Here is a 14,918-nt window from a genome sequence, read left to right as displayed (position 1 = left end):
GCGATGCGCCACCTGACCCTGGCCACTACCCAGTTCGCCTGTAGCTGGAGTCTCGACGACAATCTCGACCGCGCCGAGCGCCTGGTCCGCGAAGCGGCTGCCCGGGGCGCGCAACTGGTCCTGTTGCAGGAGCTGTTCGCCACCCCGTACTTCTGCATCGAGCAGGACCATCGCCATCTGCGCCTCGCCGAAACCTTCCGTGGCAGCCGGGTGCTGGCGCGCTTTTCCAGCCTGGCGCGGGAGCTTGGCGTAGTCCTGCCGCTCAGCTGGTACGAGCGCGCCGGCAACGCGCGCTTCAACTCGCTGGCGGTGGCCGACGCCGATGGCCGGTTGCTCGGCGTCTACCGCAAGGCCCACGTCCCCAACGCCATCGGCTACCAGGAAAAGGAATATTTCAGTCCGGGGGATAGCGGCTTTCGCGTCTGGGACACCGCGGTCGGCCGTATCGGCGTCGGCATCTGCTGGGACCAGTGGTTTCCCGAGACCGCGCGCTGCCTGGCGCTACTGGGCGCCGAGGTGCTGCTGTTTCCTACCGCCATCGGCTCCGAGCCTGGCGCCGCGCAGCTGGATTCCCGCGATCACTGGCAGATCGCCCAGCGCGGCCAGGCCGCCGCCAATCTGGTACCGCTGGTGGCTGCCAACCGGATCGGCCGCGAGGTCGCTTGCGGCGACCCGGCGCTGGCCATGCGGTTCTACGGTTCGTCCTTCATCGCCGACCACAAGGGTGCCTTGCTCGCCGCGGCCGGCCGCGACGAGGAGGCGGTGCTGGTCTGTGGCCTCGACCTCGATGCGATAGGCGAAGAACGCCTGGCCTGGGGTGTCTATCGTGACCGGCGGCCAGAGCTGTATGGCCCGCTGATGAGCCTGGACGGGCGTGACCCGGCCAGCCGACACGCCTGGGAGGTGTCCCCATGAAACGTTCCGCGCGACCGCTGCTCGCCGCGCTGCTCCTGGGCCTGGGCGTGGCCCAGGCGGAAGAGAAAGTGCTGCGCCTGTATAACTGGGCCGACTACTTCGCGCCCGATACCCTCGCCGCGTTCACCCGGGAAACCGGCATCCGCGTGGTCTATGACGTGATGGACAGCAGCGAGACCCTCGAGGCCAAGTTGATGTCGGGGAACAGCGGCTACGACCTTATCTTTCCCGGCGATACCGTGGCCGAGCGGCTGATGCGCGCCGGCGCCCTGCAGAAGCTCGACCCCCGGCGCCTGGAGCATCTCGACGAGATCGAGCCGGGCCTGCGCGAACTGCAAGCCCGCTACGCGCGTTCGCGCGACGCCGCGGTGCCCTACACCTGGGGCACCATCGGCCTGACCTTCAACCGCGAGCAGATCGAACGGCGCCTGGCCGACGCTCCGCTGGACAGCCTCGACCTGCTGTTCAAGCCGGAATTGGCGGCGAGATTCGCCGACTGCGGGATTTCCCTGATCGACTCGCCGGACGAAGTGCTGGCGCTGGCCCTGCATTACCTGGGGCGCGATCCGCGCAGCGGCAAGCCGCAGGACCTGGCCGCCGCGCTGGCCTTGCTGCAGCGCATCAAGCCCTACATTCGCAAGTTCCAGTCGCAGCCGGTGGCGCAACTGGTGAACGAGGAGATCTGCCTGTCGCTGGGCTACAGCGGCGATGCGATCCAGGCCCAGCGCGCCGCCGACGAAGCCGGCAAGGCACTGCGCTTCGTCTACCGGGTGCCGCGCGAAGGCACGTCTCTGTGGATGGACAGCATGGCGATTCCGGTCGACGCGCAGCACCCGGAATATGCCTATGCGTTGATCAACTTCATCATGCGCCCGCAGAACATGGCCGCGATCAGCAGCGCTACCGGCTACCCGACCTCCAGCGCCGGGGCGCGGGCCCTGGTATCCGCCGACATGCGCGACAACCCGGACATCTATCCGGACGCGGCGACCTACGCCCGGCTGTTTCCCGGCCAGGACATCCCGCAGCGCGACATGCGGGCGCGGATGCGCGCCTGGACTACCTTCAAGACCACCCGTTCCGATCCCGTTCCCGAGGACCCGAAATGATGACCCGCAGACATTTCCTCCAGCGACTCGGCGCCAGCGCCGGCCTCGGTGCCGCCCTCACGCTCGGCCTGGAGTTCGGCTCGCCGCGTGGACAGGCGGCGGCAGCCGATCACTGGCACATGCCCGACGAGCACCTGCCGCAGGAACGGGTGTTCCTTGCCTATGCCGCGTCCCCGTCGATCTGGAAGGACCTGGCCGAGGACGTGAACCGCAGCGTCGCCCTGCTGGCCAGGACCATCGCCCGCTACCAGCCGGTCACGCTGCTCTGCCGGCCCACGCAGGAGGCCGCGGCGCGCCGCGCATGCGGCGGCGCCAACATCGACTACCTGGCGTTGCCGCTGGACGATATCTGGGTCCGCGACTACGGCGGCTGCTTCGTGCTGAACGGGGAGGGCGAAGCGGGCCTGGTGGATTTCAACTTCAACGGCTGGGGCGGCAAGCAGCAGGCCGGCAACGATAGCCGCGTCGCCGGCGTGCTAAGCGAGCGACTGGAGGTCCGCTACATCGCCAGCCAACTGACCGGCGAGGGCGGCGGCATCGAAGTGGACGGGCGTGGCACGGCGATCCTCACCGAAAGTTGCTGGCTCAACGACAATCGCAACCCCGGCATGGACAAGGGCCAGGTCGAGGCCGAATTGAAAGCCCTGCTCGGCCTGCGCAAGATCGTCTGGCTGCCGGGTATCCGCGGCAGGGACATCACCGATGCGCATGTCGACTTCTATGCGCGCTTCGTCAGGCCGGGCGTGGTCATCGCCAATCTCGACAACGACCCGGACTCCTACGACTACGCCGTGACCCGCGAACACCTGGAGATCCTGCGCACAGCCACCGACGCCGACGGTCGCGCGCTGCAGGTGCATACCCTGTCGCCGCCCCTGAAGCCGCGCCGCGACTACTCGCGAAACAACCCGGACTTCGCCGCCGGCTACATCAACTACCTGCCGATCAACGGCGCGGTGATTGCCCCGCAGTTCGGCGACGCCAGCGCCGATCGCCACTGCGGGGAATTGCTGGGCCGCCTGTATCCGGGGCGGGACATCGTCCAGCTGAACATCGATCCCATCGCCGCCGGAGGCGGCGGCATCCATTGCGTGACCAAGCACATGCCACGTGCCTGAGTCGCCTGCGGCGGGCTCAGGCCGGCATCGGCCGCCGGGCACTGGCGAACAGCTCGGCGCCGATTCGCCGAGCCTGCTCCAGGTGCGCGGCTGGATCGGCGCTCTCCGACTCCAGCAACAGTTCGGAACGGACCACCCGTGCGCCGCAGTAATCGAAGATGCCATGGTCGATCTGGGTGCGCATCGCCCCGGCGTAGCCGTGCCGCTCGAAGGTGCCGGCATCGGCGCCGCCGACACCGACCAGCACCACGCGCAGGCGCTGCAGCTTTTTCCGCAGGTCGCCGCCGATGCTGTAGTCGAAGGCCCAGCCATTGGAGAACACGCGATCGATCCAGCCCTTGAGCAGGGCCGGCATCGACCACCAGTAGATCGGGTAGACCAGCACCAGGGTATCGGCGCGATCGATGCGCGCCTGCTCGGCGAGGACGTCGGCGGGAGGCGACGCCTGGCCGCGATGCACGGCGTGGTCGGCCAGGCCGAAGCGCGGCTCGAAGCCTTCCGCCGCCAGATCGGCGGTTTCCGCGGAATGGCCGGCGCGGACTACGCCTTCGGCGATGCGCGCGGTGAGGGCGAGGGTGAGAGAGCGGGGATGATGATGAGCGACGACGATCAGGGCATGCATGGGCGAATTCCTCCGGGAATTGCGGGAAGGGGGGCAAGTCGATAGTCTGGGTAAAACCTACCTTTTGTAGGTTACCTTTAGTAAGTTACTTTTAGTAGGTTATCTATGTCAATGCACTCCCCAGACGACCCGTCGCCACGCCGCCGCCTGTCCCGCGACGAGCGCCAGCGCCAGTTGCTCGAGGTGGCCTGGCGGCTGGTCCGCGAAGAAGGCACCGAGGCGCTGACCCTCGGTCGCCTGGCCGAGCAGGCCGGGGTGACCAAGCCGGTGGTCTATGACCACTTCGGCACCCGCGCCGGCCTGCTGGCGGCGCTCTACCAGGATTACGACCTGCGCCAGACGGCGCTGATGGAGGCTGCCCTGGAAGCGAGCGAGGCGACCCTGGAGGGGCGCGCTGACGTCATCGCCCGCGCCTATGTCGACTGCGTGATGCAACAAGGCCGGGAGATTCCCGGGGTGGTCGCGGCCCTCGCCAGCTCGCCGGAGCTGGAGCGGATCAAGCGCGACTACGAGGTTCTCTTCATGGACAAGTGCCGCGCCGTGCTGGAGCCCTTCGCCGGCGGCGGACGGCTGACCGTCGCCGCTCTGCGCGCAATGATCGGCGCCGCCGAAGCGCTGTCGCACGCGGCCGCCACCGAAGAGATCGCCCCGGAAGAGGCGCGGCGGGAACTGTACGAGGCGATCGTGGCGATGGTCGCGCGGAGTCGTCGGTGAAGGAACCGCGTGCCCTGGAGGAATATCGCCGGGCGATAGTGGCGGCCTGTCCGGAGCTGGTGGACGCCACGTTCGCCATCCTGGCCTCGGGCTGGCATTCCACGGCGGTGGAGGTCGGAGGGCGCTGGGTGTTCAAGTTTCCGCGCGGCGCGGAGGCCGAGGCGGCGCTGCTGCGCGAGGCCGCCGTGCTACGCCTGGTGCGTCCGGCGGTGAGCCTGGCGGTGCCGGCGCCGCAGGTGTTTGCGGGACCGCCGCTGTTTTCCCGCCACGAGAAACTGCCTGGCGGTTACCTCCTGGGCGAGGACTATCGGCGCCTGGACGAACCCGCACGGCAGGCGGTCGGCGATGCGCTGGGGCGCTTCTACGCCGAGCTGCATCGACTGCCACCGGCGCGCATGCGGGCGGTTGGAGCCTTGCCGGTGCGTCCCTGGGAGTCGCCCGCGGCGATGCGCAGGCACGCCTTGCCGCTGCTGCCTGCGGCCTGGCGCGAACGCGCGGAACGCTTGGTGCGGGAATATGCCAAGCTGCCTGCCGATCCGCTGGGTTCGATCTTCGGCTTCTTCGACGGCCATGGCTGGAACATGGCATTCGATAGCGAGGCCGGGCGGTTGAACGGTGTGTACGACTTCGCCGACGCGGGCATCGGTCCGCTGCACCAGGAATTCATCTATTCCGCGTTCATCGATGCCGACCTCACCGAGCGCATCGTCGCCGCCTACGAGCGCTTCAGCGGTCGGCGCCTGGAGCGTCGGCGGATCGCCTTGCTGACGGCGGCGCATCGGCTGTCGGAGCTGGCCGAGCTGGCCGACGAGCCGCGCCATCTGCCGGACATGCTCGCCGGCGCCCTCGACGGCCTGGCCCTGGCGGAGGCGCAGGGCCTGGCCTGATGAGGGGACGCGCGGTCGTGCTGGGCAGGACGGATATGCCCGCGTGCGGACATTCGCCGCGAAGTACCGCTACCGCTCAGAGATAGGCTTGCGCGCGGCGCCGCGAGCGCGGCATGCGGTTCTTCCCGGACAATTCGTTGAGACGCGCCTGCCAGGCCTTGCGGGCGGCATCGCGGTCCTGGCGCTGCGCGGCGGCGGGCCTGGCCTCGGCTTTCGGCCGCGGCGCGGCCTTGTCGGTCACTGGCGCAGCGGCGGTGGGGGTGACAGGGGCACTGGCCGGAGCGGCGTTTTCCTGGGCCTGGGCGAAGGCGTTGGTGCGCCGGCAGGTCTTGCAACTGACCTGGCCGACATCGCTCGAGCCGTTCACGTTGCTGTCGCCGCGCCCGCAGGCTGCCTGGCCGGATTCGCTCAAGAAGTGCGTAACCATCTGATCCTCCTGGAGAAAAAAGGGCGGCATTATTCCCAGAAGTGCCTTCGAGTGCCAGTCTCGGGGGAGAACAGCTGACGAACTGCAAGACCTTTCCGTCGACCTCCGTTCAGTCGGCTGGCCGCCGCATGCTGTCGCGCACGTAGCGGGCCGGGGGGCTGCCGAGCGCCTTGCGGAACATGCCGATGAACGAGCTGACCGACTCGTAGCCGAGGATCTCGGCGGTGCGTTGCACCGAAACGCCGGCGGACAGTTGCTGCAGGGCGATGATGATCTGCAATTGCTGGCGCCACTGGCCGAAGGTCATGCCGGTCTCCCGGCGCACCATCCGCGCCAGGGACCGCTCGCTCATCGCCACTCGCCTGGCCCATTCGGCCATGCTGGCGCGGTCGCCGGGGGCGCGGGTCAGTTCGTCGGCGATGCGGCGCAGGCCGCGGTTGTCCGGCAGCGGCAGGTAGAGCTGTTCGGTCGGCGCCTGTTCCAGGAGTTCCAGCAGCACCCCGGCGAGACGTGCGAGCGGGCCGTCGTGCGGATAGTCCTGCGGTTGCGCGCTCAGGTGCAGGATCAGTTCGAGGACCAGCGGCGACAGGGCCAGGGTGCAGCAGTCGCTCGGCAGGCGTGCCGCCCCCGGCTCGACGAAGAGGAAGCAGACCTTGCCGTTGGCGGTGACCCGGTTGCTATGGGCGATGCCGCCGGGAATCCACACACCGAACCCGGCCGGCACCATCCACAGGCCATCGGGCACCGTGCAGGTGATGCCGCCGCGGCAGGCCACCACCAGCTGGCCCTTGCGATGCCGGTGCACCGGCACTTCGGTGTCGTTGTGCCGGGCCTCCAGCTGCAGGGCCAGGGCCGGCTGGCCGAGCGCGTCGGGATCGAAGCGTTGGGCGAGGTAGGTCTGCGGTTCACGGCTCACGGCAGGTCCTTTGGTTGTCCGAATTCGATTATTTTCTGGCTGAGTAGTCGATATTTGCAAATCGCCACGACCCGTAGCCTGTGCTCCTCAACCCGACAGGAGCGGCCGACCGCTCCGCGCCCTCGATACCCTGGTGCCCTGCATGCTGAGCGAAGTCTCCGTTTCCGGCCTCTACGTGCCGCCATTGTTCCTCTACCTGTGCCTGGCGATGCCGCTCTACCTGCTGCTGGAGCGCCTCGCCTGGCGCTGGCTGGAATGCGCCTGGCATCCCGGCCTGCTGCGTTTCTTCCTGTCGTTCATCGTGCTGTCCGTGCTGGTGCTGAAGTTCTGAGCCGAGGTCCCCATGTCCATCGTTCGTCTTTCCAAGGTGGCTGCGACCTTCGCCTGCGGCCTGCTCGCCCTGTGCCTGGCGTTGCAGTTGTGGCAAGCCTACGTGCTGGCGCCCTGGACCCGCGACGGGCGGGTCAGCGCGCAGGTGATTCGCATCGCGCCGGAAGTTTCCGGCAGCGTCGAGGCGGTGCTCGTCGCAGATAACCAGCGGGTGGCCCGCGGCGATCCGCTGTACCGCATCGATCCGCGCAGCTATCGCCTGGCCGTGCGCCAGCGCGAGGCGGAGCTGGAGCAGGCGCGGGAAACCCTGCGCCAACGTGACGAGCAATGGCGCCGACGCATGCAGTTGGCCGGCGCGGTTTCGCGCGAGGAGGTCGCCAACGCCGGTCGCGCCCTGCGTATCGCCCGCGCCCGCGCCGAGGCCGCTGGGGCGGCGCTCGACCAGGCGCGGCTGGACCTGCGGCGCAGCGAGTTGCGCTCGCCGGTGGACGGCTATGTGACGCAGTTGCGCGTGCAGCCCGGCGATTACGCGGCGGCGGGCCGGACCAACATCTTCATCGTCGATCGGCGAAGCTTCTGGGTCACCGGCTATTTCGAGGAAACCAAGCTGCGCAATGTACAGGTCGGCGCGCCGGCGACGATCAAGCTGATGGGGTTCGATCCGCTGCTCGACGGCCATGTCGCGAGCATCGGTCGCGGTGTCGCCGACCTCAACGAAAGCCGTGCCGACAGCGGCCTGCCGCAGGTCAGCCCGAACTTCAGCTGGATACGCCTGGCGCAGCGCGTGCCGGTGCGCATCGAACTCGACCGGGTACCGGCGGGCGTGGTGCTTGCCGCCGGCATGACCGGCAGTGTCGAGGTGCTGCAGGCGGGGACCGCGCGGCACTGGCGGCTGACCCGCTGGTTGCAGGAGTACCTTTGATGGCGGCGTCGGCGTCCGGCGGGCGCGATTGGTACGCGGCGTTGCCGTTGCCCTGGCGGACCGACAGCCTGGGCTACGTGCTGCGCAGCATCGGCGCTGCCGCTCTGGCGCTCGGCCTGGGGCTCTACCTGCAACTGGATTCGCCGTTTTCCGCGGCGTCCACTGTGCTGTTGCTGATCAATCCGGTGCAGGGAGCGGTGGTCGGCAAGGGCTGGTGGCGCGCCGTGGGTACCCTGGTCGGCACGCTCGCTGCCTTCGTCCTGACCGCGCTGTTCGCCCAGAAGATGCTGCTGTTCGTCGTCGCCCTGGGTTTCTGGCTGGGTCTCTGCGTCGGCGTCATGAGCCTGGTCCGGCACTTCTACGCCACTGCCGCGGTGGTCGCCGGCTACACCGTGTGCCTGGCGCTGGGACCGGCCATGGTCGAGCCCGAGGCGGCCTTCGAGCACATCGTCACCCGCGCCTCGGCGGTAATCGTCGGGGTCTGCTGCCTGAGCTTGGTGACCGTGCTCTTCAGCCGCAGGACCGTGTCCGGGCGGGTGCGCCAGCGTCTCGTCTCGCTCTGCGCGGCGACGCTGGCGCTGGTCGCTGCGCGGCATGCCGGTGCGGCTGACGGGGAACTGGAGCGCCGTCGCCGGACGCTGGCCGGCGAGGTCTACGCGGTAGACGACCTGCTGGGCGTCGGTCGCGCCGAGTCGCGGGCGCTGAGCGCTGCGCTCCCGGCGATCCGCGGTGGCCTGGCGGCGCTGTTTTCCACGCTGATGGAGTTCCGCTTCGCCGGCGAGACGCATTGGGCCCGGCGCTTGGCGGAGCGTGGACTGGCGCTGCCGATGGCCGACGACCTGTGCCTGCTGGGCGGCCAACTGGAGCGCGGCGAGCTCGACTTCGCCGGCGCCGCGCGACGGCTCGCGAGCTTGCGCGGTCGCCTGGCGGCGATTCGGCGCGGACTTCCGACAGACCAAGCGGATGCCTGTCGCGAAGGGCTGTTCATGGAGCGTCTCGACGAGCAACTGGATGACCTGCAGGCCGCCCTGCGGGGGTTCGCCCGGCTCGACGGCCGGGCCCGCGCCGACGTCCGCCCAGCGGCCTTCCATCGACATTACCGCGAGGCCTTGCGCAACGGCGCGCGAGCCTGGCTGGCGATGCTGGTCGGCGGCGCCCTGTGGTTCCTCAGCGGGTGGGACCAGGGGCCGACCCTGCTGGCGGTGCTCGGCCCCTACTGCACGCTGCTGGCAGCCTCGCCCTTTCCCGCCGAGGGCACGCGCAATTTCATTCGCGGCACGCTCTACGCGATACCTGCCGCATTGCTCTGCAAATTCCTTCTGCTACCGCTGATCAACGGTTTTCCATTGCTGCTGCTGTGCCTCGCCTTCTTCTGGTCGTTCGGTATCCAGGCCACCACAGTGCCCAGGCGGGCGTTGCAGGGAATCGCCTACCTGATCGCCTTCAACACCCTGGTCGCCACCGGCAATCTCGCCCGCTTCGATTTCGGCGACTTCGCCAACCAGTCCTGCGCCTGGGTGCTGGCGCTCTGCATCAGCCTGCTGGTCTACCGCCTGCTGCCGAAGGACCTGGAACGGCATTCGGCGTCGCTGCTCGACCATCTGCGCCGCGAGACCCTAGCCTTGCTGCGTCGTCGCGCCGGTTTCGACGCGCATGCCTGGCAGGCCCGCCAGCAGCATCGCATCGCCCAGCTGGGCGCGTTGCATGGCATGGAACATCCGCGCAGCGCGCTGGCCCTGCGCCTGGGCTTCGTATCCCTGCAACTCGGCCGCGAGTCGCGGCGCCTGTGGCGCGCCCTGGCCGGGCTCGACCCGGCCGCCGCGGAGGCGCGGTGGATCGAGTGCGCACTGCGAGCCATCGCCGTCCGCCATCGCGATCCGCCGCTCGCCGCGCGGCACGCACGCCGTGCCGGCGCTCGCCTGGCGGCCGCCGGCGAATGGCGCCTGGCCGCGATCCTCACCGACCTCGCCTGGTTGCTCCGGGCCTATTCGCAAAGCGTCTCGTCCGACGGGGCGCAGCATGGAGAAAAGACCTCATGAAAACCTCGTTCTTGCTGGCCTTGCTGCTGTCCTGCTGGTCCCAGGTCCAGGCGGCGGACGACGACGGGAAAGAGTTGCCGCCGATCGAGCGCTACGACTACGGCATGCCGCTGGACATCGAGCGGGTGCTTTCCGTCACGCCGGTGCCGGCCACCTGTGGCGTGGTGCCGCTGGTGATGCTCTACCGCGACAGCGCCGGACGCCTACATCGCTTGCAGTACCGAGGCCTTGGCGCGGGCTGTTCGCGGCACTGAGAAGCGGGCGCAGGCGCTGTCTCAGCGCACCGCGCCTTCGATGATCGCCAGGACGTCGCCGATGGCGTGCTCCAGGTAGTCGCCCGCCTTGTACGCCGCAAGCGCCTGCGGACCGCCGTCGAGCACCGCCTGCGGCCGTTCGACGAAGCGTCCGAGCAGGTTGAACTCCTCGTCCAGCACCAGTACCAGCGGAATCGGGATTCGCTCCAGCGCCAGGCGCTGGCGCAGGTCGTCCTCGGCGCGGCCCTTGGAAATGATCGCCAGCTCGATGTTCGGTTGCAGGCGCTGCGCGAAGTCCAGCGCGGCCAGGTTGATCTGGCAGTCCGGGCACCACATTTCCCCGGCGACCAGCAGGCGATAGCGCCGTTCGATGCGTTGCAGGCGTTCCGTCAGCGCGCTCGGCAGCCCGTTGCTTTCCAGCTTCTGCCGGAACCGCGCGACCGCGCCCTGTTCCGTGGCCAGGCCATGGCCGACGAAGGCGGCGAAGTCTTCTCCGATATCGAACAGTTCCGCGTAAGAGGCCATGCTGGTTTCGCTCCTGTGCTTGGGGAGGGATGGCGCGGCGGATACGCCAGGCAGTCGCGCCACGCCGGGGCGGCCAGGGTAGCGCGCTCGCCGCGTCGCGGCGAGCGCCGGCGTGCTTCGCCGGGACTGGTCGTTAGCATGGCGCGGCTGGTAAAAAGACAGCGCCCCCACTGCCCGCCAAGGCCCGCCCGATGCTGATCGACCTGCCTTCCACCCGTCCGGTCTTCGCCTATGCCCAGGATTATCTCCACGGCGAGCGCGTCGAGCTGCACCGGCATTCGCGCGCGCAATTGATCCATGCGCTCAGCGGGGTGGTCACGGTCGGCACCGCCGAGGGCACCTGGGTGGTGCCGCCGGGACGCGGTGTCTGGTTGCCGGCCGGTATCGAGCATGCCCTGCGTTTCGCCGGCCAGGTGCGCATGCGCACCTTGTTCATCGCCCCGCAGGCGCGCCACGACCTACCGCAGGACTGCCGGGTGGTGGACGTGCCGCCGTTGCTGCGGCAATTGATCGTCGCGGCGATGCGGATCGCGCCGGACTACCCGCCGGGCGGCCGCGACGAGCGGGTGATGGAGCTGATCCTCGATGAACTGCGGGTGCTGCCGATCCTCGCCCTGCACGTGCCACAGCCGGTCGATCGGCAACTGGCGGCGCTGTGCCGCAGCCTGCGCGCCGAGCCGGCCGCCGACTGGAGCCTGGGCGATGCCGCGCGTCGCCTGGGCGTCAGCCCGCGGACCCTGACTCGCGCCTTCCAGCGCGAAACCGGTCTCAGCTTCGTCCAGTGGCTGCGGCGCATGCGCCTGCTCGCCAGCCTCGATGCGCTGGCGGCAGGGCATTCGATCCTCGAGGTCGCACTGGACCTCGGCTACGACAGCCAGAGCGCCTTCAGCGCCATGTTTCGCCGGACCCTGGGCGTTTCGCCGAGCCTCTATTTCGGCCGCGGCGCCGCCTACGGGGTGGCCGAGGGCGACTGAGTTCAGTCCTTCTGGCGCAGCATCAGCGAGGCCAGGGCGCAGGCCAGGAGCGCCACGCAGGAAAGGTAGAAGGCGTCGGAGTAGGCCATCAGGTAGGCCTGCTGGCGCACCCCGTGGTCGAGCAGGGCCAGCGCCTGCTGCTGCTCCGGCAGTTGTATCCGCACCTGGCTACCGCCCAGGCGCTGTTGCAGGGCGCCGTCGAAGATCGTCAGGGTCTCGCCGATCCGCTCGGAGTGGAAGCGCTCGCGCAGCGAGACCAGTTGCGTCAACAGCGCGGTGCCGATCGCGCCGCCGAGGTTGCGCAGCATCGAGATCAGCGCCGAGGCCGAGCCGGCCTGGGCCTTGTCCAGGCCCTTCACCGCCAGTACCGAGAGCGCGACCATGATCAGCGGCTGGCCGATGCCGCGCACGACGATGGAGGGGATGATCACGTTGCGTCCCGCGTCGGCGTTCAGGTGCGCGCCCATCCAGCAGCCCAGGGCCATGATCGCGAAGCCGCCGGCCACCAGCAGCTTGGGGTTCAGCCAGCGCATCAGGCGCGGCAGCAGCGGCGCCAGGAGCAGTTGCACGAGGCCGTAGAGGATCAGGCTGTCGCCGATCTGCCGGGCGTTGAAACCCTGCAACTGGGACAGGTAGTTGGGCACCAGGAACACCAGGCCGAAGGTCGCCGCGCCGAACACCGCCATCGCCAGGCTGGACACGCCGAAGTTGTAGCTGCCCAGCAGGCGCAGGTTGATGAACGGCCGCGCGCCCCACAGTTGGCGCTGTACGAAGAGCAGCAGGGCGAGCACGGCGAGGACGGCGAAGGTGCGGATGAAGCCGGACTCGAACCAGTCGCGGCGGCCACCTTCCTCCAGCACGATCTGCAGCGCGCCGAGGCCGGCGACCATCGCGCCGATGCCGAGCCAGTCGGCCTGGCGCAGGCGTTCGCGGTCGCCGTCGCGGGGGCGGATCGACCAGGCCACCGCGGCCAGCAGGGCGATCCCCGGCAACAGTTGCAGGAGAAAGATCCAGCGCCAGGAATAGGCATCCGCCAGCCAGCCGCCGATCGACGGGCCGGCGGCCTGGGCCACGCTGTTGGAAAGGCTGAACAGCGCCATGCCGAGGGGTATCCGGCTGGACGGCAGCTCGGTGAGGATCAGTTGCATCGACAGCGGGATCAGCACCGCCCCCGAAGCCCCCTGGATCACCCGGATCAGGATCAGCGTCGACAGGTTCGGCGCCAGCGCGCAGCTCAGCGAACTGAGCAGGAACACCAGCGAGCCGAGGAGCATCACCCGGCGCAAGGAGAACACTTCCACCAGCCAGGCGGTAAGCGGGATCATGCTGATTTCCGCGACCAGATAGGCGGTGGATATCCACGAGCCCTCCTCGAAGGTGGCTCCCAGCGCGCCTTCTATCTCCGGCAGCGCCGCGCTGGTGACGTGCACGTTCATGCCAGCCATGAAGCAGCCGAACAGGCCGCCGGTGACGGCGACCCAGGCACGCAGCGATACCTTGTCGTCAGCGCTCATCGGCGGAGGCTCCGTCCGGTTCGCGAGTGTCCACGGTGGCGATCACCGACATCCCCGGCAGCAGCCGGCCCCGCTCGGCGGCGTCGGTGTCCAGGCGGATACGCACCGGGAAGCGCTGGACGATCTTGGTGAAGTTGCCGGTGGCGTTGTCCGGCGGCAGCAGCGCGAATACCGCGCCGGAGGCCGGCGCCACGCTGTCGACGCGGCCGCGCCAGCGGCGGCCGAACGTGTCCACCTCCAGCTCTACCGGTTGCCCGGGGCGGATGTGTTCGAGCTGGGTCTCCTTGTAGTTGGCCACCACGTAGGCCTGCTCCAGCGGCACCACCGCCAGCAGCGGCAGCCCCGGCGTGACGTACTGGCGCAGGCGCACCTTGCGCTGGCCGACGCGGCCGGCGAATGGGGCGCGGATTTCGGTATCGTCCAGGGCGTGGCGCGCCAGTTCGCGCGCCGCCGCGGCTTCCTGCAGCTCCGCCTGGCGCTGGGCGAGCGCCGCCTCCGCCTCGCGTCGCCGGCTCTTCAGTACGTCCCTGGCGGCGCGCTGGCGGCCTTCCTCGGCGCTTGCCCGCCGCGCCGCCGCCCGCGCTCGCTGGTGCGCCGCGTCGGCATTCTCCAGGCGCTGGCGACTGGTGGCATGCTCGTCGGCCAATTGCCGGTAGCGTCGCCAGTCGGTCTCGGCGCGGCGCCATTCGGCTCGCGCCGCTTCGCCATCGGCGCGGGCGCGGCTGATCGTCTGCACCTGCTCCAGCAGTTGCCGATCGAGGGTCTCCAGCTTCGCGCGCTGGGCTTCCAGCGCCGCCTGCGCCGCCGCTTCGCGGGCCTCGGCGGCGCGCAGGCGCTGGCGGAAGTCGCGCGGGTCCAGGCGCAGCAGCAGGTCGCCGGCCTGGACGTCGGCGTCGTCGGCCACCAGCACCTCGGCGACGTAGCCGGAGACCTGCGCGCTGACCGCCACCCAGTCGGCGCGTACATAGGCATCGTCGGTGCCCTCCAGGAAGCGTCCGCTGCTCCACCACCAGGCCAGCAGGGCGGCGAGCGCGATGGCGCCGGCGAGGCCGCCCAGCAGCCAGGTTCGGCGCCGGCGCGTGACTGCTGGCATGGTTTCGCCAGTGGTGTGTTCGATGGGTTCCCTGATTGCCTGGTTCATTGTCCGTTATCCTGGTGGGAGGGGCTGGGAGCGGCTTGCCAGCCGCCGCCGAGAGCCCGGAACAGTTCGACCTGGCGCTCGGCGACGCGCATCTCGGCGTCGACCAGGCGCGCCCGGTCGGCGACCAGGCTGCGTTGACTGTCGAGCAGCTCGAGGGCATCGAGGGCGCCGGCGCGATAGTTGCTGCGCGCCAACCGGTAGGCGTGGCGCTGCTCGTCGAGGGCACGCTGGAGGTCGGCACGCCGCTGGCGCTCGCCGGCATACAGCGCCAAGGCACGCTCGACCTCGCGCAGGGCGCCGAGCACCGCTCCGTCGAAGCGCGCCAGAGCGGCGTCGCGCTCTGCCGCTGCGCTGTCCAGGCGGCCTCGCGCGCTTTCCCGGTTGGGGAAGCGCCAGCCCAGCAGAGGACCGGCCGCGTAGGCTAGCGCGCCGCTGCCGCCGAGGCCGGCGAGGGTCGCTGCGGAGGTTTCGGCGCCGACGGCGAAGCTGATGCGCGGGTACAGCTCGGCTT

Annotated in this window: 17 protein-coding genes; 10 read left to right on the top strand and 7 right to left on the bottom strand. The window is 69.6% G+C overall.

What is annotated here, in order from left to right; translation table 11 throughout:
* Positions 1–3 precede the first annotated feature (3 nt).
* From aguB to HMPREF2581_RS24265, 3 genes are read left to right on the top strand one after another with little or no spacing between them, the layout of a single operon-like run.
* Positions 4–915: an N-carbamoylputrescine amidase gene (gene aguB, locus HMPREF2581_RS24275; RefSeq protein ID WP_003086694.1), complete on the top strand. Its 912-nt coding sequence runs from the start codon at positions 4–6 to the stop codon at positions 913–915.
* Positions 912–2,024, top strand: a complete 1,113-nt coding sequence (locus HMPREF2581_RS24270; protein ID WP_003109236.1) for an extracellular solute-binding protein — start codon at positions 912–914, stop codon at positions 2,022–2,024. The genes aguB and HMPREF2581_RS24270 overlap by 4 nt, the downstream gene beginning before the upstream one ends.
* Complete coding sequence (locus HMPREF2581_RS24265; RefSeq protein ID WP_016254134.1) at positions 2,021–3,142, top strand: agmatine deiminase family protein; 1,122 nt, start codon at positions 2,021–2,023, stop codon at positions 3,140–3,142. The genes HMPREF2581_RS24270 and HMPREF2581_RS24265 overlap by 4 nt, the downstream gene beginning before the upstream one ends.
* A gap of 16 nt (positions 3,143–3,158) precedes the next feature.
* Here HMPREF2581_RS24265 and HMPREF2581_RS24260 read toward each other — a convergent pair whose 3' ends face one another.
* The gene (locus HMPREF2581_RS24260; RefSeq protein ID WP_003140470.1) at positions 3,159–3,764 is read right to left on the bottom strand and encodes an NAD(P)H-dependent oxidoreductase; all 606 of its coding nucleotides are present in this window, start codon (positions 3,762–3,764) and stop codon (positions 3,159–3,161) included.
* A 105-nt stretch (positions 3,765–3,869) separates the two neighbouring features.
* Here HMPREF2581_RS24260 and HMPREF2581_RS24255 point away from each other — a divergent pair, with 105 nt between their 5' ends.
* The gene (locus HMPREF2581_RS24255; protein ID WP_003133652.1) at positions 3,870–4,478 is read left to right on the top strand and encodes a TetR/AcrR family transcriptional regulator; all 609 of its coding nucleotides are present in this window, start codon (positions 3,870–3,872) and stop codon (positions 4,476–4,478) included.
* A 38-nt stretch (positions 4,479–4,516) separates the two neighbouring features.
* A complete protein-coding gene (locus HMPREF2581_RS24250; RefSeq protein WP_003140467.1) occupies positions 4,517–5,365 on the top strand; it encodes an aminoglycoside phosphotransferase family protein in 849 nt (282 codons plus the stop codon).
* Between the two features lie 76 nt (positions 5,366–5,441).
* Here HMPREF2581_RS24250 and HMPREF2581_RS24245 read toward each other — a convergent pair whose 3' ends face one another.
* Together HMPREF2581_RS24245 and HMPREF2581_RS24240 are read right to left on the bottom strand one after the other, a co-directional pair.
* Entirely contained in the window at positions 5,442–5,792 is a 351-nt protein-coding gene (locus tag HMPREF2581_RS24245; protein ID WP_003086702.1) for a hypothetical protein, read from the bottom strand.
* 109 nt (positions 5,793–5,901) lie between these two features.
* On the bottom strand, positions 5,902–6,708 hold the full coding sequence (locus HMPREF2581_RS24240) for an AraC family transcriptional regulator (protein ID WP_003082516.1): 807 nt from the start codon (positions 6,706–6,708) through the stop codon (positions 5,902–5,904).
* A gap of 133 nt (positions 6,709–6,841) precedes the next feature.
* On the opposite strand from HMPREF2581_RS24240, the gene HMPREF2581_RS24235 reads away from it, so the two are divergent.
* The 4 genes from HMPREF2581_RS24235 to HMPREF2581_RS24220 are packed head-to-tail and all read left to right on the top strand — an operon-like array spanning position 6,842 to position 10,253.
* Complete coding sequence (locus HMPREF2581_RS24235) at positions 6,842–7,039, top strand: DUF1656 domain-containing protein (protein WP_003082517.1); 198 nt, start codon at positions 6,842–6,844, stop codon at positions 7,037–7,039.
* Between the two features lie 12 nt (positions 7,040–7,051).
* A complete protein-coding gene (locus HMPREF2581_RS24230; RefSeq protein WP_003109241.1) occupies positions 7,052–7,960 on the top strand; it encodes an efflux RND transporter periplasmic adaptor subunit in 909 nt (302 codons plus the stop codon).
* The gene (locus HMPREF2581_RS24225; protein WP_003140463.1) at positions 7,960–9,999 is read left to right on the top strand and encodes an FUSC family protein; all 2,040 of its coding nucleotides are present in this window, start codon (positions 7,960–7,962) and stop codon (positions 9,997–9,999) included. The genes HMPREF2581_RS24230 and HMPREF2581_RS24225 overlap by 1 nt, the downstream gene beginning before the upstream one ends.
* Entirely contained in the window at positions 9,996–10,253 is a 258-nt protein-coding gene (locus HMPREF2581_RS24220) for a DUF2790 domain-containing protein (RefSeq protein ID WP_003107483.1), read from the top strand. Before HMPREF2581_RS24225 ends, HMPREF2581_RS24220 begins: the two co-directional genes overlap by 4 nt.
* A 21-nt stretch (positions 10,254–10,274) precedes the next feature.
* Here HMPREF2581_RS24220 and HMPREF2581_RS24215 read toward each other — a convergent pair whose 3' ends face one another.
* Positions 10,275–10,778 carry a thioredoxin family protein gene (locus HMPREF2581_RS24215; RefSeq protein WP_003112042.1) on the bottom strand — a complete coding sequence of 168 codons (504 nt, stop codon included), beginning with the start codon at positions 10,776–10,778 and terminating at the stop codon, positions 10,275–10,277.
* A gap of 191 nt (positions 10,779–10,969) precedes the next feature.
* Between HMPREF2581_RS24215 and HMPREF2581_RS24210 the strand changes: the two genes are divergently transcribed.
* Positions 10,970–11,752 (top strand): AraC family transcriptional regulator, encoded by a 783-nt coding sequence (locus HMPREF2581_RS24210; RefSeq protein WP_003133644.1) that lies wholly within the window; start codon positions 10,970–10,972, stop codon positions 11,750–11,752.
* A gap of 2 nt (positions 11,753–11,754) precedes the next feature.
* Here HMPREF2581_RS24210 and HMPREF2581_RS24205 read toward each other — a convergent pair whose 3' ends face one another.
* The 3 genes from HMPREF2581_RS24205 to HMPREF2581_RS24195 form a co-directional block, all read right to left on the bottom strand.
* The gene (locus HMPREF2581_RS24205; protein ID WP_003112040.1) at positions 11,755–13,266 is read right to left on the bottom strand and encodes an MDR family MFS transporter; all 1,512 of its coding nucleotides are present in this window, start codon (positions 13,264–13,266) and stop codon (positions 11,755–11,757) included.
* Positions 13,256–14,407 carry an HlyD family secretion protein gene (locus tag HMPREF2581_RS24200; RefSeq protein WP_003140460.1) on the bottom strand — a complete coding sequence of 384 codons (1,152 nt, stop codon included), beginning with the start codon at positions 14,405–14,407 and terminating at the stop codon, positions 13,256–13,258. Before HMPREF2581_RS24200 ends, HMPREF2581_RS24205 begins: the two co-directional genes overlap by 11 nt.
* The coding region (locus HMPREF2581_RS24195) for a TolC family protein (RefSeq protein WP_139181926.1) at positions 14,404–14,918 on the bottom strand (515 nt) is incomplete at its 5' end. The genes HMPREF2581_RS24195 and HMPREF2581_RS24200, both read right to left, overlap by 4 nt.

It is taken from the genome of Pseudomonas sp. HMSC057H01, from assembly GCF_001836405.1.
In the GTDB taxonomy this organism is placed as follows: domain Bacteria; phylum Pseudomonadota; class Gammaproteobacteria; order Pseudomonadales; family Pseudomonadaceae; genus Pseudomonas; species Pseudomonas aeruginosa.
The sequence above is the reverse complement of the archived record's forward strand: the minus strand, read 5'-3'. Positions and strand labels throughout refer to the sequence as shown.

Excerpts from the sequence above, each read along its gene's own strand:
- aguB (WP_003086694.1), top strand. The coding sequence starts at position 4 with ATGCGCCACCTGACCCTGGCCACTACCCAGTTCGCCTGTAGCTGGAGT.
- HMPREF2581_RS24270 (WP_003109236.1), top strand. The coding sequence starts at position 912 with ATGAAACGTTCCGCGCGACCGCTGCTCGCCGCGCTGCTCCTGGGCCTG.
- HMPREF2581_RS24265 (WP_016254134.1), top strand. The coding sequence starts at position 2,021 with ATGATGACCCGCAGACATTTCCTCCAGCGACTCGGCGCCAGCGCCGGC.
- HMPREF2581_RS24260 (WP_003140470.1), bottom strand. The coding sequence starts at position 3,764 with ATGCATGCCCTGATCGTCGTCGCTCATCATCATCCCCGCTCTCTCACC.
- HMPREF2581_RS24255 (WP_003133652.1), top strand. The coding sequence starts at position 3,870 with ATGTCAATGCACTCCCCAGACGACCCGTCGCCACGCCGCCGCCTGTCC.
- HMPREF2581_RS24245 (WP_003086702.1), bottom strand. The coding sequence starts at position 5,792 with ATGGTTACGCACTTCTTGAGCGAATCCGGCCAGGCAGCCTGCGGGCGC.
- HMPREF2581_RS24230 (WP_003109241.1), top strand. The coding sequence starts at position 7,052 with ATGTCCATCGTTCGTCTTTCCAAGGTGGCTGCGACCTTCGCCTGCGGC.
- HMPREF2581_RS24225 (WP_003140463.1), top strand. The coding sequence starts at position 7,960 with ATGGCGGCGTCGGCGTCCGGCGGGCGCGATTGGTACGCGGCGTTGCCG.
- HMPREF2581_RS24220 (WP_003107483.1), top strand. The coding sequence starts at position 9,996 with ATGAAAACCTCGTTCTTGCTGGCCTTGCTGCTGTCCTGCTGGTCCCAG.
- HMPREF2581_RS24215 (WP_003112042.1), bottom strand. The coding sequence starts at position 10,778 with ATGGCCTCTTACGCGGAACTGTTCGATATCGGAGAAGACTTCGCCGCC.
- HMPREF2581_RS24210 (WP_003133644.1), top strand. The coding sequence starts at position 10,970 with ATGCTGATCGACCTGCCTTCCACCCGTCCGGTCTTCGCCTATGCCCAG.
- HMPREF2581_RS24205 (WP_003112040.1), bottom strand. The coding sequence starts at position 13,266 with ATGAGCGCTGACGACAAGGTATCGCTGCGTGCCTGGGTCGCCGTCACC.
- HMPREF2581_RS24200 (WP_003140460.1), bottom strand. The coding sequence starts at position 14,407 with ATGAACCAGGCAATCAGGGAACCCATCGAACACACCACTGGCGAAACC.